The 15,519-nt window shown below is 71.6% G+C and carries 12 protein-coding genes; 5 read left to right on the plus strand and 7 right to left on the minus strand.

Translation table 11 applies throughout. From position 1 onward, the window contains the following. Nucleotides 1-232 precede the first annotated feature (232 nt). Nucleotides 233-1,471, minus strand: coding sequence for a TSUP family transporter (locus tag ACGFR7_RS36715; RefSeq protein WP_393328220.1), 1,239 nt, complete (start codon nt 1,469-1,471; stop codon nt 233-235). Next, nucleotides 1,456-2,256, minus strand: coding sequence for a GntR family transcriptional regulator (locus ACGFR7_RS36720; RefSeq protein ID WP_393328221.1), 801 nt, complete (start codon nt 2,254-2,256; stop codon nt 1,456-1,458). The genes ACGFR7_RS36715 and ACGFR7_RS36720 overlap by 16 nt, the downstream gene beginning before the upstream one ends. A 350-nt stretch (nt 2,257-2,606) precedes the next feature. Between ACGFR7_RS36720 and ACGFR7_RS36725 the strand changes: the two genes are divergently transcribed. From ACGFR7_RS36725 to ACGFR7_RS36740, 4 genes are all read left to right on the plus strand, one after another. Further along, nucleotides 2,607-4,010 carry a rhodanese-like domain-containing protein gene (locus tag ACGFR7_RS36725; protein WP_393328225.1) on the plus strand — a complete coding sequence of 468 codons (1,404 nt, stop codon included), beginning with the start codon at nt 2,607-2,609 and terminating at the stop codon, nt 4,008-4,010. A gap of 192 nt (nt 4,011-4,202) precedes the next feature. After that, entirely contained in the window at nt 4,203-4,736 is a 534-nt protein-coding gene (locus ACGFR7_RS36730; protein ID WP_393328228.1) for an AMP-binding protein, read from the plus strand. 750 nt (nt 4,737-5,486) lie between these two features. Beyond that, on the plus strand, nt 5,487-6,062 hold the full coding sequence (locus tag ACGFR7_RS36735; protein ID WP_393328231.1) for a MepB family protein: 576 nt from the start codon (nt 5,487-5,489) through the stop codon (nt 6,060-6,062). Between the two features lie 4 nt (nt 6,063-6,066). Beyond that, nucleotides 6,067-6,363 carry a hypothetical protein gene (locus ACGFR7_RS36740; protein ID WP_393328233.1) on the plus strand — a complete coding sequence of 99 codons (297 nt, stop codon included), beginning with the start codon at nt 6,067-6,069 and terminating at the stop codon, nt 6,361-6,363. Between the two features lie 43 nt (nt 6,364-6,406). Here the strand turns inward: ACGFR7_RS36740 and mscL are convergent, their stop codons facing one another. From mscL to ACGFR7_RS36765, 5 genes are all read right to left on the minus strand, one after another. Beyond that, nucleotides 6,407-6,913 (minus strand): large conductance mechanosensitive channel protein MscL, encoded by a 507-nt coding sequence (mscL, locus tag ACGFR7_RS36745; RefSeq protein WP_393328236.1) that lies wholly within the window; start codon nt 6,911-6,913, stop codon nt 6,407-6,409. Nucleotides 6,914-7,770: 857 nt separating this feature from the next. After that, complete coding sequence (locus ACGFR7_RS36750) at nt 7,771-8,604, minus strand: S-methyl-5'-thioadenosine phosphorylase (protein WP_393328239.1); 834 nt, start codon at nt 8,602-8,604, stop codon at nt 7,771-7,773. 132 nt (nt 8,605-8,736) lie between these two features. Beyond that, nucleotides 8,737-9,096, minus strand: a complete 360-nt coding sequence (locus tag ACGFR7_RS36755) for an FmdB family zinc ribbon protein (RefSeq protein WP_393328241.1) — start codon at nt 9,094-9,096, stop codon at nt 8,737-8,739. Between the two features lie 133 nt (nt 9,097-9,229). Continuing rightward, nucleotides 9,230-10,531, minus strand: coding sequence for an MFS transporter (locus ACGFR7_RS36760; protein WP_393328244.1), 1,302 nt, complete (start codon nt 10,529-10,531; stop codon nt 9,230-9,232). 364 nt (nt 10,532-10,895) lie between these two features. After that, a complete protein-coding gene (locus ACGFR7_RS36765; RefSeq protein ID WP_393328249.1) occupies nt 10,896-12,416 on the minus strand; it encodes a potassium/proton antiporter in 1,521 nt (506 codons plus the stop codon). Between the two features lie 182 nt (nt 12,417-12,598). On the opposite strand from ACGFR7_RS36765, the gene ACGFR7_RS36770 reads away from it, so the two are divergent. Further along, a complete protein-coding gene (locus tag ACGFR7_RS36770) occupies nt 12,599-15,322 on the plus strand; it encodes a penicillin acylase family protein (RefSeq protein ID WP_393328246.1) in 2,724 nt (907 codons plus the stop codon). Nucleotides 15,323-15,519: the final 197 nt, after the last annotated feature.

Genomic DNA, 15,519 nt, shown 5'->3' on the forward strand with positions numbered 1-15,519 from the left:
CTTCCTCCTGGTGGGTGGTGAGCGGTGAGCGGTGAGCGGTGAGCGGTGAGTGGTGAGCGGTGAGTGGTGGGGGTGCGATGCCGGTAGTGCGATGCGGGTGGTGCGATGCGGGTGGTGCGATGCGGGTGGTCGGGCGGTGTGTGGCGGAGGCCGGTTCGGTAGGGGTCGGGGGCGGTGGGCAGTTGATCGGGTGAGGGGCGTGAGGAAGGAGCGGGACCTGGGGCCGAGGGCGTCAGGGGGACCAGAGGCGGGGCAGGGCGGTGACCGCCATGGAGACGGCCAGGACGGTGACGAGGCAGGCGAAGGCCGTGGTCAGGGTCCGCGGGCGCAGACGGGTGGTGAGGCGGTTGCCGAAGTGGCTGCCGACCGCCGCGCAGGCCGCGAAGCCTGCCAGCACCGGCCAGTCCAGTGCCCCGGTGCCGGCCCTGGTGCCCAGCGCCGTAAGGGAGTTGAGGAGGATGACGAGAAGAGAGGTGCCGATGGCGACCGGCATCTCCAGGCCCAGAACCAGGGCGAGCGCCGGTACGACGACAAAGCCGCCGCCGACCCCGAAGAAACCGGTGAGCAGCCCGACGGCGGACGCGGTCACGGCGAACCGGAGGGGACGGGCGAACCGGAGGGAACGGGCGAACCGGAGGGGACGGGCGAACCGGAGGGGACGGGCGAACCGGAGGGAACGGGCGAACCGGAGGGGGCGGGCGGGCCGGGAGCCTGCCGGTCGGGGGCCGGTGGGGTGGGTGTCCGTGGGGCGAATGTCCGCGGGGTGGGTTCCGAGGCCGGTTCCCGTGGGGTGGCTTCCCGCGGGGCCGGTTCCCGTGCCGTGGGTTCCGGCGCAGTGGGCTCCCGTGGGATGGGAAGGGCCGGCGGCCCGGCCTGCGGAGGAGGCCGGACTCGGGATGTCCCGTACGGACGAGGGCTCCGGGACGTCCCGTAAGGGCGAGGGCTCCGGGGTGTCCCGTAAGGGCGCGGGGCCCGGGGAGTGGCGAAGGGGCGCGGGTGGCTCCGGGGTATCACGTAAGAGCACGGGCTCCCTCGGATCTCCTGAAGAGTCGGTCTGCGGGGGCTCCCGTAAGGGACGGACGCCGTTCGCCGCCCGCCGTTCGCGCAGCCCCCGTGACACCAGCATCGCCGCCACCACGAGCAGCAGCCCCGCGAACGCCGCCATCAGCGCCGCAGGGTCCAGCGCCGCGCTCCACCGGGAGCCGAGGTAGCTGCCGGCCGTACCCAGCGCCCCGAACGCCGCACCGGCCGCCCACCGGACCCGCCCGGCCCGGGCATGGCAGACCAGGCCGGTCACCGCGCCGACCGTGACGACGATCAGCGCGCCCGCGGTCGCCTCGTGCGGCGACTGCCCCAGCAGATAGACCAGCGCGGGCACCGCCAGCACCGAACCGCCGCCGCCGAGCGCGCCCAGCAGCACACCGATCAGCAGTCCGCACGGCAGCGCCGCGGCGGCTATGAGGACGGACACGAGGCACGCGGCGCAAGGGCGACGGCCGGGCTCCGGTCGGACCACTCCGCGACAAAGGAGAACCGGTCGCCGCGGACCACCGTCTCGCGCCACTCCACCGGCCGCTCCCCGGCCTGCCCCAGCCGCTCGATGGTGAACGCCGCCTCCCGGTCGGCCAGCCCCAGCAGCCATGCCTGCCGGACGTCCGGCAGGAACGGCTGGATCCGCTCCCGGCCGCCGGTGACCTTCAGCCCGCAGCGCCGCGTCAGCTCCCCGTAGAGCGAGGTGTGCCCGAAGTCGGCGTCCAGCAGCGGCTCGGCGACCTCGGCCGGCAGATACGCGGTGTCATGGGCGAGCGGTTCGCCGTCCGCGAGCCGCAGCCGTTCCAGTACGACCAGCGGCGCATCCGGAACCAGCCCCAGATGCCCGGCGACCGTCCCCTCCGCGGTCCGCTCCAGCCGCAGCACCTCGCTGCGCTGCTCCACCCCTTGGCCCTCCAGCTCACGGAAGAGGCTGTAGAGGGAGCCCAGCGGCTGCTGTATGCGACGGGTGTCCAGCCGGCTGGTGCGGCCGCGCTCGGCGATCACCAGACCGTCGGCGCGCAGCTTGCGCAGCGCCTCCCGGACCGTGTGCCGGCTGACCTCGTACTCACCGGTCAGCCGGTGCTCGGCCGGGAACTCCGCACGGAACGCGCCGGCTTCCATCCGGCGGCGCAGATCGGCGAAGAGCTGCGCCCACAGGGGCAGCGGCGAGCGCCGGTCCAGGGGACGCGGGCCGTGCGCGCCGTCCGGCGGCTCGGTCGTCATGGGGTTCCTCCGCGGGCATACGGGGTGGTGTGGGTGGTGCTGCGGTTGGCGGTTGTCGATGCCGGGCGAGTCGGTACAGCCGTCCGACGGACCGGGCATCGTGCGTCGCGCCCGGCAGCTGATGTGACGTCACAGGCGTGCGCTGCGAGGTGACGTCGGCGTGATACCTGCCACGTCGTCACGCAAGGTCGCCTGGTGCGCCGTCACATGAAGCGCCTGGACGGCGGCCTCGGCTTGTCGCCCGCCACCCGGCTCCCTAATGTACGTACATCCGTGCATCCGCACAACGCACCCTGCCCGGGCGGGCCCCAGCCGCCGCGCACGGGCCCCGCGCACCCTGGAGGCCGACCGTGCACTTCGCGCAGTACTACCTCGACTGCCTCTCCCAGGCGTCGTATCTGATCGGCGACGAGAGCACGGGCCGCGCCGTCCTCGTCGACCCGCGCCGCGACGTCGACGAGTACCTGCACGACGCGGAAGCCGCGGGCCTGCGCATCGAACTCGTCGTCGAGACGCACATTCACGCCGACTTCCTCTCCGGTCACCTCGAACTCGCGCGGGCCGCCGACGCCGCCATCGCCTTCGGGGAGGCCGCCGAAACCGGCTTCCCCATACGGCGGTTACGGGACGGCGAGCGCATCTCGCTCGGGGCGGACGACGGCGAGGGGGTCACCCTCACCGTCCTCGCCACCCCCGGCCACACCCTCGAATCCATCTGTCTGGTCCTCCGTGAACACCCGGACGACGAGGTGCCGTTCGGCGTGCTCACCGGCGACACCCTCTTCGTCGGCGACGTCGGCCGTCCCGACCTGCTCTCCGCCGCCGGTCACACCCCGCAGGACATGGCCGCCCGTCTGCACCGCTCCCTGCACACCAAACTCATGACTCTCCCGGACGCGACCCGGGTCTTTCCCGCACACGGCGCGGGTTCCGCCTGCGGCCGCAGCCTCTCCACCGAGACCAGCTCCACGATCGGCGACCAGCGCCGCCTCAACTACGCCCTGCAGCCCATGCCGGAGGCCGACTTCGTCCGGCTGGTCACCGCGGGACAGCCCGCCACCCCCGGGTACTTCGCGCACGACTCGGCCCTCAACCGTGACGGCCACGCACTCCTGGAGCCCGGCCCGCCGCCCGCCCTCACCCTCGACGAGGCGCTCGCGGCCCGCGACCGGCAGGGCGCCGCCCTCCTCGACTGCCGCCCGCCGGCCGCCTACACCCGCGCGCACCTGGCCGGTTCCCTCCACACGAGCCTGGACACCCGGTTCGCGGAGTACGCCGGCAGCGTGGTCGCCCCGGGCACCCCCATCGTGCTGCTCGCCGACCCCGGTACGGAGCAGGAGGCCCGCCTCCGGCTCGCCCGTATCGGCTACGACCACGTCCTGGGTCATCTGCCCGACCCGGCCGCCGTACTGGAGCGCACGCCCGCCCTCGCCCGCCGCAGCCATCGCATCCGGCACGACGAGCTGCCTTTGGCGGCAGGCGAGTCGCCCGAAGACCACGCGACCGGACACCAGTTGATCGACGTCCGTAATCCGGCCGAGTACGAGGCGGGTGCCCTCCCCGGTGCCCGCAACATCCCGCTGGCCGGCCTTCCTGCCCGCATCAGCGAACTGGACCCGGCCCGCCCGGTGGTCCTGTACTGCCGCAGTGGCAATCGGTCGGTGATCGCGGCGGCACTGCTGGAGGCGCACGGGTTCGGGGACGTGTGCGATGTGGTGGGTGGATACGACGCGGTGGCCGCGGGCTCCGGGTGAGCGCGCGCCCGGTGGCCCGGAGGAGGGATGGTGTGCGCCGGAAAGGGGAAGGATCCTGGGGTGACGGGCACACGGCCCTGATACGCGAGCCGTACGCCGGTGCCGTACGCCGGTGCCGTACACCGACGCGTACAACGGACGTTCAGCGAACGTTGATCGATGATCTGCACCCTGGTCCGCATGTTGCGCCGTATGACCTCAGAGCATGCAGACGACGCCCGGGATGTGCAGGAACCGGAGGCGTCGCGAATCGCCCTCACCTGGAGCGGGGAGCCGGGACGCCATGAGGAGCTGACGCACGGCATGCTCCTCGACCAGGCCGAGCGGGCCGCGGCCGCGCTCACCCGGCTCGGCGTACGGGCCGGCGACCGGGTCGCGGTGCATCTGCCACTGGTGCCGGAGTCGGTGATCGCCACGCTCGCCTGCGGCCGGCTGGATGCGATACGCACCACGCTGCCGGTCTCGTTAACGGTGCCCGAACTGGTCGCCCGGACTCGTGAGTCCTCGGCCAGGGTGCTGATCACGGCCGATGCGGCGTTCTGGGACGGGGCCGTACGGCCGGTGAAGGCGCTTCTCGACCACGCGCTGGCCCGGGGCGCCGCCTCGGGGGGTGTCCCGGACCGCACCGTGCTGGTGGTGAACCGGTGCTCCCGGCCGGTCTCCTGGAAGCCGGGCCGCGACCTGTGGTGGCACGAGGCATTGGGCGCCGGCGCCGCCACCCGCTGACGGCACGGCCGCCCTGGGGAGGGGCGGCCCGCCCAGGCTCAGGGGAGGCGAGCGCGGGCCCGGCCCGTGCCGGTACAGGGGACGGCGCGGCCCAGGGCGGTATGGAGGGGACGGCGCGGCCCAGGGCGGTATAGAGGGGAAGGCCCGGCCCGTGCCGGTACAGGGGACGGCGCGGTCCAGGGCGGTATGGAGGGGAAGGCCCGGCCCAGGCCGGTACAGGGGACGGCGCGGCCCAGGGCGGTATAGAGGGGAAGGCCCAGCCCAGGCCGGCAGAGGGGCAGACGCGGCCCACGCCGGCGCGGCTTCACCCACTGAGCCCATGGAACGGGCCATGTGCCTCACGCGTGCCTAGCGTGGATCCCGTGGGCCGGCCCTCAGGCGCCCCACGTGCCTTACCTGCCGCACATGGCCTACCCGCCCTACCTGCCCCGGCTGCGGCCCCGGAGGCATCACTCTTCCGACGGGGTCGTCGTACTCTCCCCCGACCGGAAAGGCCCCTCCCCATGGCCCGCCACGAGTACGCTCACCCCCGCCACCCCCTGCCCGGCACCGACCGGAACCGGCTCCTCAGGCGCAGCCGCGCCTCGCAGGGCCCGCCGACCCGCCCGCGCGACAGCCACCGCCCGCAGCCCATACCGACCCACGACAAGGGCCGATAAGGCGCGAGGCGACCGGGCAAGCCGCACCGGCCCGCGGAGCCCCGGCTATCCCGCTGACCTGCGCGGCGGCCGGCAATGGCACGATGGCGCAATGGCGACAAATTCCGCGGAATCCTCCGCGCAGTGCCCCGCAGGTGCCGAGCCCTGGGCAGGTGGGGAATCGCTGCACGAGGAGCTTCTTGCGGCGAAGTCGGCGGTGTACGACCCGTGCGGGTTCGTCTGCTCGCGGCCGGTGCCCGAAGCGGAGAGCGCGGAGTACGCGGCCCATGAATTCACTCTCGACGGCTTGGCCGTCAGGTTCCGGGTGGCCAAGACGACTCCGACGAAGGCCGGCCAGTTCGTCACGGTGTGGAAGCGCAGCCCCGGCGGGCCGATTCAGCCGTTCGACTCCGCGGACGCCGTCGATCTCTTCGTCATCAGCAGCCGACAGGACGGGCGCTTCGGGCACTTCGTCTTCCCGCGGCACGTGCTCGCCGGACGGGGCATCGTGTCCCGGCACGGCACGGGCGGAAAGCGCGCGTTCCGCATCTACCCGCCGTGGGTGGAGACGACCAGTCGCCAGGCCCGCAGCGCACAGGCGTGGCAGGTGGAGCACTTTCTGCCGATCGACGCCGGCGGTGCCCTCGACCAGGCCCGGGCCCGGGCGCTCTACGCGCCCGTACCCTGAAGGGGTGAGCACCAGCCCCGAACCCGAGTCGGCCCCCACGTCCCAGGACACGTCCCAGGACACGTCCCAGGACACGTCCCAAGACGTGCCCCAGGACGCGTCCGAGACCGCGCCGGCCGCCGCGCCGTCGCCGGCCGTGCGCCCGGCCGCCATGCCCGCCGCGAGGCTGATCTTCGACGACCCGCTGAACCAGCAGTCCTCGGACGACACCGACCGTGGCTGGGGTGAACGCCCGGACCGCAGTGACAGCGCCGCCGACCTGGCCCGCTTCCTCGACGAAAAGCCGCCCCACCACCTCTGAGCGAGGCGAGGGGGCGGCGTGGGCCGGCCGCCGTAGGCGCCCGCTAGTGCTGACTCTTCTGTGTGCCGATGATCCCCGCCCCGGAGGACGGCACGGAGGGTGCGCCGGCGCGCTGCGCGATCAGCGCATCGCGGATCTCGATGAGCAGCTGGATCTCGGTCGGGTCCGCGGGGATGCTGTCGTCCGGCTTCCTGGCCGCCTGGCGCTCCTTCCACTTGTTGATCGGAAGGATCATGAGGAAGTAGACGACCGCGGCGGTGATCAGGAACGTCAGGGCGGCGCTGAGCACCGAGCCCCAGAGGATGTAAATGCCGTCGGCGAACGCGCCCGTCTTGGGATCCTTGGCACAGGTCTCGGTCAGGCAGGACTGGTAGTGATCGAGGTTCTGTGAACCGAGCGCGCCCACGATGGGGTTGATGATGCCCTTGACCACGGCGTTCACGATGTTCGTGAAGGCAGCACCGACGACCACCGCGACCGCGAGTTCGATGACGTTGCCGCGCATCAGGAATTCCTTGAACCCCTGCAGGACGCCCTTGCTCTCGCTCACCTGACAGCCTCTTTCCACGCTCACTACGGATGGTGCACCAACAGTCAGCACCGCAACTTACGGCAGGACGGGGCGGAGGTGTCCAGTCCTGCCCCGTGCACCGGCGGTCGGCCGGAGCCCCGGTGCGCGTCCGGTGGAGGGTGCCGACCCTGCGGACGCCGTGGGCGGATACCGCGGTGGTGGTGCGGTGAGCGCGACCCCATTGGCGCGCGGCGGATGCCCCGCCATGCGCAGCAGTGTTGCGTGAGGGGAGTACGGACGCCACTTGATCTTGGGGCATGGTCACCGCCCTCCCGCGGCCGTTGCCGACGGGCAGCCGGAGACGGGCGCGGCTCGTACGGCACCGTACGAGGCTCCGCAGGCCAGTGCTGCGGCGGTCATCGCCAGGCCGGCGGCCAGCATCCGCTGCCGCGCGCTCCGCCCCCATCGGCGCCGCCCGCCGCCCGCTCGCACGGGAGCGAAGTGTGGCACGTCACACCGCGGGGGAGTGGGGAGCGGCGGAGACGAAAGGGCCGGGTCGGCCCGGGGTGGGAAAGGGAAAGGAGGAAGAGGAGAGGGAGGCGGGGGAGGCGCGGAAGGAGTGGGAGAAGCAGAAGGAGCGGAAGGGGTATGGGGCATGGTGGGCACCGCCTGCGGTGAGAGGGCCGGAGGGACCGGACTCACCACCGTGCCGGAATCCACTCCCGCCCGCTCCGGGCTGTGGACGCCCCCGCCCCTGTGGACAACCCGGCCACCCGCAAGGGGGAAGCCGAGCAGTCCGCCGAGGCCGTTACGGCAGGTCCAAGGCCGTTACGGCAGGTCCAAGGGCATTACGGCAGGAAAGCCCCAAGGCGCTACGGCAGGCACGTCCGAGGCCTTTACGGCAGGTCGATGCCCAGGTCCCAGCCGGTGTGGACCTCGGTGCACAGGCAGGCGCGGGCAGCGGTGTCCGGGAGGGTGGCGACCGCGTCGAACAGGACCTCCCGCAGCCGGCCCACGTTCTCGGCGAACACCCGGAAGACTTCCTCGTGGGAGACGCCGTCGCCGGTCTCCGTACCCGCGTCCAGGTCGGTGACCAGTGCCAAGGAGGTGTAGCACAGGCTCAGTTCGCGGGCCAGGACGGCTTCGGGGTGGCCGGTCATGCCGACCACCGACCAGCCCTGGGCGGCATGCCAGCGCGATTCGGCGCGGGTGGAGAAGCGGGGACCTTCGATCACGACCAGGGTGCCGCCCTCGACCGGCTCCCAGTCCCGGCCGCGCGCCGCCTTGAGGGCGGCCTGCCGCCCCGTGGGGCAGTACGGGTCGGCGAAGGTCAGGTGGACGACATTGGGGATCTGTCCGTCGGGGAGCGGTTCGCCGTCGAAGTAGGTCTGGGGGCGGGCCTTGGTGCGGTCGACGAGCTGGTCGGGGACCAGGAGCGTGCCGGGGCCGTATTCGGGGCGCAGGCCGCCGACCGCGCACGGGGCGAGGACCTGACGCACACCGAGCGAGCGCAGGGCCCAGAGGTTGGCGCGGTAGTTGATGCGGTGCGGCGGAAGGTGGTGGCCGCGGCCGTGCCGGGGCAGGAACGCGACCCGGCGGCCGGCGATCTCTCCCAGGAACAGCGAGTCGCTGGGGCGCCCGTAGGGGGTGTCCACCGTGACCTCGGTCACGTCGTCGAGGAAGGAGTAGAACCCCGATCCGCCGATTACGCCAATCTCCGCGTCAGCCATGCCGGTCACACTATCGGGGTGCGGCGGCCGGGGGCGGGCGGGTGCCGAAGACGAAAGAAAGCCGTAAGGCCGGGCAAGGCGCACGACGACGGGCCCCGCCGTCGGTGACGGCGGGGCCCGAAGAGCTGTGGGTCAGGCTGCGGAGCTGGCGCTCGAGGAGCTGCCGGACGACGACGCGGCGGCCGGGGTCGAGGACTTGCTGTCCGAGCTGCCGGACGAGGAGCTCGACGAGGAGTCGGAGGAGCCCGAGGAGTCCGACGAGGACGTGCTGCCCGACGCGGAGGCGTTCTTCCCGGGGCTGCTGCTGGACGACGAGCCGCGGCTGTCGTTGCGGTAGAAACCGGAGCCCTTGAAGACGATGCCGACCGCGGAGAACACCTTCTTGAGGCGTCCCTGGCAACCGGGGCACTCGGTGAGAGAGTCGTCGGTGAACTTCTGCACCGCCTCGAGGCCCTCGCCGCACTCGGTGCACTGGTACTGGTACGTCGGCACTTGTCTTCCTCCTGGCACTCTCACTCGATGAGTGCTAACGACGCTCCATATTGCAGTATTCCCGCCCGCCAGTCCACCGTGACCGCCGTACGGTGACCGACTCCACGTTCCGTCAGGCTTCCTGCAGGGCCCTTCAGACGCGCGCCAGCTCCCGCTCCCGGTCGTCGGAAACGGCTGTGACCTGTGCGTTCACGCCGGTCGCAGGGGCGCAGGCAGCCTCGGTCGAGGCACGGGGCAGCAGATGGGCGCGGAGCGTCAGCAGCACCGTCAGGGCCAGTGCCGTACCGGCCAGCGGCACCAGGAATCCGGTGCTCGGCCCGAAGCCGTCCGCGAGCTGCCCCGCGGAGGTGGTCGCGGCCGCCTGGCCCAGCGCGACCGCGCCGGTCAGCCAGGTGAAGGCCTCGGTGCGGGCGGCGGCCGGCACCAGCGACTCGACCAGCGTGTAGCCGGTGATCAGGGCCGGTGCGATGCACAGGCCGACGACCAGGCCGACCGCGCCGAGCAGCGGTACCGCGGTCACCGCCCACAACGGGGTGGTGGCCAGTGCCAGCAGCCCGTAGGCGACCAGCAGCCGGCGGCGCGGGCCGACCTTCCAGGTGATGGCCCCGCAGGCGATACCGGCGAGCATGTTGCCGCCCGCGAAGATCCCGTAGAGCGCGCCGTTGATGCCGGGCTGCCCGATGTGCTGGGTGAACGCGGTCAGTGAGACCTGCATACCGCCGAAGACGGCGCCGATGCCGAGGAACGCCACGATCAGGACGCGCACGCCGGGCACCGCCAGTGCCGAGACGCGCGGCCGGTCGCCGGCCTGCGGGCGGTGCACCGGGGGCTGGCTGCGCCGCTGGGAGGCGAACAGCAGCCCGCCGGCCAGCGTCAGCGCGGCCTCGGCGACCAGACCGGCCGCCGGGTGGATGCCGGTGCACAGCGCGGTCGCCAGCACCGGGCCGACGACGAAGGTGAACTCGTCGGTCACCGACTCGAAGGCGGCGGCGGTCGGCATCAGCGGGCTGCCGCCGAGCCGGGAGGCCCAGCGGGCCCGCACCATCGGGCCGACCTGCGGTGTCGAGGCGCCCGTGGGGACGGCCACCGCGAACAGCGCCCACAGGGGGGCGTGCGCGAGAGCGAGGGTGATCAGCGCGGCGACGCCGGAGACATGCACCAGTACGCCGGGGATCAGCACCGCGCGCTGGCCGAAGCGGTCGGCCAGCTTGCCGCTCTGCGGGGCGAACAGGGCCATGGACACACCGGTCGCGGCGGACACCGCGCCTGCGGTGCCGTACGAGCCGGTGGTCGATTCGACGAGCAGCACGATGCCGATCGTCAGCATGGCGAAGGGCTGCCGGGCCAGAAAGCCGGGCAGCAGGAATGTCCATGCACCAGGGGTGCGGAGCAGTGGTCCGTATCCGGAACGGGAATCCTTGACCGCGGATGCCACGGCCGGGCCTTTCTGCCGCCTGGTAGCGCGCCACCCGCGAGATCGTCACGGGTACGCGCCGAGAGCTGTCCTCTCGCGCAGGACCGAGTGATACCGCGTGGTCCGCACCGAGAGGGTGGCTGCGTGTGGCAGGAGGACCGCGGCCGCCGAGCGGTCGCGCCAGCTCTGCATCAGGCAGAGTTGGTTCGTCGATGTTGCCTTTTCATCCTACAGGCCGTCGTGCGGGAAGCCCTGGGATTGGCTTGGGCTTCAGGTAAATTTCCTTGGGATCCGTGGAGATCTGCAGCACATTTCCCGCACTCCGGGGGACGCACCCCGAGAGCCCGCACCTCGGGAGCCCCCGGGCCCCGAGCCCGGCCGAGCCTCAGCGGTGGTGGTGCCCCCGCCGCTCCGGGGGCCCGCCCGTCCCCAGCCAGCCGGCCAGCTTGCCGCCATGGGAGACCGCCTGCAGCCGCCGTTCGGCCGCGTCGCGTACCGGGTCGGTGGCGACCACCAGCAGCTCGTCGCCGCGCCGCAGCACCGTCGAGGGTGACGGCACGAAGCTGGAACCGTCCCGGACGACGAGGGTGACCGCGGCGCCCGCGGGCATCCGCAGTTCACCGACCTCGACGCCGTGCATACGGGAGGCCGGGCCGATGGAGGTGGACAGCAGATGGCCGCGCAGCCGTTCCAGAGGAGCGGACTCGATGCCCAGGTCGGCGGCCTCCTCGTCGTCGCCCAGCCGCAGCCGCTTGGCCAGCCAGGGCAGCGTCGGCCCCTGGATCAGGGTGTAGACGACCACCAGGACGAAGACGATGTTGAAGACCCGGTCGCTGCCGGGAACATCGCTCACCATCGGGATCGTGGCCAGCACGATCGGCACCGCGCCGCGCAGTCCGGCCCACGACAGCAGGGTCTTCTCCGGCCAGGGCACCCGGAACGGCAGCAGCGCCACAAAGACGGACATCGGCCTGGCCACCAGCGTCAGGATCATGCCGATCAGCAGCGCGGGCACGAAGTCGTCCAGCAGGTTGTGCGGGGTGACCAGCAGGCCGAGCAGGACGAACATCCCGATCTGGCCGATCCAGCCGAGACCTTCGGCGAAGCCGCGGGTGGCCGGGGAGTGCGGCAGCTTGGCGTTGCCGAGGACCACCGCGGCCAGATAGACGGCGAGGAAGCCCGAGCCGTGCGCCAGCGCACCGGCCGCGTAGGCGGAGACGGCGATGGCCATGACCGCGATCGGGTACAGGCCCGACGCGGGCAGTGCCACGTGCCGCAGCGCGTATGCGCCGAGCCAGCCGATGGCCAGGCCGAGCGCGGCGCCGATCGCCAGTTCCAGGGCGATCTCGCCGAGCAGGAGGTACCAGTGTTCGACCGGCCCCGCGGTGGAGAAGGCGACGACGAGGATGACCACGGGGGCGTCATTGAGGCCGGATTCGGCTTCGAGCACACCGGTCAGGCGGGCCGGCAGCGGCACGCTGCGCAGCACGGAGAAGACGGCCGCGGCGTCCGTGGACGAGACCACGGCGCCGATCAGCAGTGCCTGCCGCCAGTCGAGCCCGGCCAGATAGTGCGCTCCGGCCGCGGTGACCCCCACGCTCACCGCGACGCCGACCGTCGACAGCGACACCGCCCGGGGCAGCGCCGGCTTGATCTCTTTCCACTTGGTGCCCAGACCGCCCTCGGCGAGGATCACGACCAGCGCGGTATAGCCGAGGAGTTGGGTCAGCTCGGCGTTGTCGAAGACGACACCGCCCAGGCCGTCCTGGCCTATGGCGATGCCTATCCCCAGGTAGATGAGCAGGCTGGGGAGCCCGCTGCGCGAGGAGAGCCGTACCGCGGCAACCGCGATGAGCAGTACGAGCGAGCAGAACAGCAGGAGTTCGTTGAGGTGGTCGACAGACAGGAGCTGGTCCTTCCTCGCACGGGTTCGGGAGGGGGCTTTCCTTACCGTATCTAGTTACTGAGACTAACAATTTACCATTACTTGAAGGTTGGGGGTGCTGGCGGTGACTCCGCGTAGGGGTAGCCGGACCCGTGCGCCTATGGTTGCTCCAGCACTCCCACCCTGCCCCTCGAAGGACCGAGATGCCCGCCAACAAGTCCGGCCCAGTCCCCAGGAAAAAGAAGGGGCGGCGCGGCCGCCTCGTCGCGATCACGGTCGTGCTGCTGCTCGTGGCGGGCATCGGCTTCGGCGCGTTCTGGGGGGTCAGTACCGTCCGCGCCTCGCTCCCGCAGACCACCGGCTCGCTCAAACTCCCGGGCCTGACCAACCCGGTGGATGTCGTCCGCGACGGCAACGGCATTCCGCAGATCTACGCCGACACCGACGAAGACCTCTTCCGCGCCCAGGGGTACGTCCAGGCCCAGGACCGCTTCTGGGAGATGGACGTGCGGCGCCACATGACCTCCGGCAGGCTCTCGGAGATGTTCGGCAAGAGCGAGGTCAAGACCGACTCGTTCCTGCGCACCCTCGGCTGGCACGACGTGGCGCAGAAGGAGTACGACACCAAGCTCTCGCCCAGCACCAAGAAGTACCTCCAGTCCTACTCCGCCGGCGTCAACGCCTACCTCAAGGACCACGAGGGCTCGGCGGTGTCCCTGGAGTACGCGGCGCTGGACTTCCAGAACGACTACAAGCCCCAGAAGTGGACGCCGGTCGACTCGGTGGCCTGGCTCAAGGCGATGGCCTGGGACCTCCGCGGCAATATGCAGGAGGAGATCGACCGCTCCCTGATGACCAGCCGCTTCACCCCGGAGCAGATTGCCCAGCTCTACCCGGCATACCCGTACAAGCGGAACAAGCCGATCGTCGAGGGCGGCGCGGTCGACCGCGCCACCAAGAAGTTCTCGCCCAAGGGCTCGGCGAACGCCGCCCCCGCCACCGCCGCCGGCGCGACCGCGGGCCTCACGTCGCAGCTGTCCTCGCTGTCCAAGACCCTCGACAAGGTCCCGGCGCTGCTCGGCCCCAACGGCAACGGCATCGGCTCCAACTCCTGGGTCGTCTCCGGTGCGCACACCACCACCGGCAAACCGCTGCTGGCCAACGACCCGCACCTGGCACCGCAGATGCCCTCGCTCTGGTACCAGATGGGCCTGCACTGCCGTAATACCGGCCCCAAGTGCAACTACGACGTCTCCGGCTTCACCTTCTCCGGGATGCCCGGCGTCGTCATCGGCCACAACCAGGACATCTCCTGGGGCATGACCAACCTCGGTGCCGACGTCACCGACCTCTACCTGGAGAAGGTCAACGCCGACGGCTACCTCTACGACAACAAGCAGCAGCCCTTCATAACCCGCAAGGAGACCATCAAGGTCGCCGACGGCGAGAGCCGCGAGATCACCGTCCGGTCCACCAAGAACGGGCCGATCGTCTCCGACCGCGACGGCGAACTGGCCAATGTCGGCAAGGACGCCCCGGTCGGCAACGCGGCACCGGACCGCGGCGACGGCTACGCCGTATCGCTGCGCTGGACCGCGCTGACCCCCGGCAAGTCCATGGACGCCGTCTTCGCACTCGACCGCGCCAAGGACTGGAACGGCTTCCGCAAGGCCGCCGGCGACTTCGAGGTCCCCTCGCAGAACCTGATCTACGCCGACACCAAGGGCAACATCGGCTACCAGGCCCCGGGCCGGATCCCGGTCCGCGGCAAGGGCGACGGCCACTACGACGGCACCCTCCCGGCGCCCGGCTGGGACCCGAAGTACCAGTGGACCGGCTACATCCCGCAGAAGGCGCTGCCGTACGAGTACAACCCCCAGCGCGGCTACATCGTCACCGCCAACCAGGCCGTCACGGACGAGAAGTACCCCTACCTCCTCACCAAGGACTGGGGTTACGGCTCCCGCAGCCAGCGGATCAACGACCTGATCGAGTCGAAGATCAAGGACGGCGGCAAGGTCTCGACCGACGATATGCAGGCCTTCCAGAAGGACAACAGCAGCGAGATCGCCCGGCTGCTGACGCCGTACCTCACGAAGATCGACATCAAGGACAAGTACGTCCGCGACGCCCAGCAGCTGCTGGAGGGCTGGGACTTCACCCAGGAGCCCGATTCCGCCGCGGCCGCCTACTTCAACGCCGTCTGGCGCAACACCCTCAAGCTCGCCTTCGGCAACAAGATGCCCAAGGAGCTGCGCCCCGACGGGCAGTGCCTGACCGTCCGCCCGGCGGACGAGACCGGCCCCGCCGACGAGAACGACAAGTACATCCGCGAATGCGGTGAGCGGGCCGGTGACACCGCCCAGCCCGACGGCGGCGACCGCTGGTACGAGGTCGTCCGCGGCATCCTGGACGACCCGAACAACGCCTGGTGGAAGACGGAGGACCGGCCGAACCGCCCCGGCGACAAGAACCGTGACCAGCTCCTCGCGCACGCCATGAAGGACGCGCGCTACGAACTGACCTCCAAGCTGGGCAAGAACATCGACAACTGGAGCTGGGGCCGGCTGCACCAGATGTTCCTGAAGAACCAGACCCTGGGCACCGACGGACCCGGCATGCTGCAGGGCCTGTTCAACCGCGGGCCCTGGAACGTCGGCGGCGGTGAGGCCGCGGTCGACGCCACCGGCTGGAACGCCGCCGGCGGCTACCAGGTCACCTGGGTCCCGTCGATGCGGATGGTGGTCAACCTCGCGGACCTCGACAAGTCCCGCTGGATCAACCTCACCGGCGCCTCCGGGCACGCGTACGACGCCCACTACTACGACCAGACCGACAAGTGGGCCAAGGGCGACCTGCTGCCCTGGGCGTACAGCCAGGACGCCGTCAAGAAGGCGGGCAAGGACACGCTGACGCTGTCGCCGTAGAGGGCTCCCTCAGGGGTGTGTCTCCCCGAGGGCCGGGCGGCGCATTTGCCGCCACCTGGTGATCGCTGCGCCGTGGGGGGGGGGGGGGGGGGGGGGGGGCCCCCCCCCCCGGGGGGGGGGGGCGCCGCCCCCCCCCCCCCCCCCCCCCCCCCCCCCCCCCCCCCCCCCCCCCCCCCCCCCCCCCCCCCCCCCCCCCC

This window comes from Streptomyces sp. NPDC048516 (assembly GCF_043199875.1).
Lineage (GTDB): Bacteria > Actinomycetota > Actinomycetes > Streptomycetales > Streptomycetaceae > Streptomyces.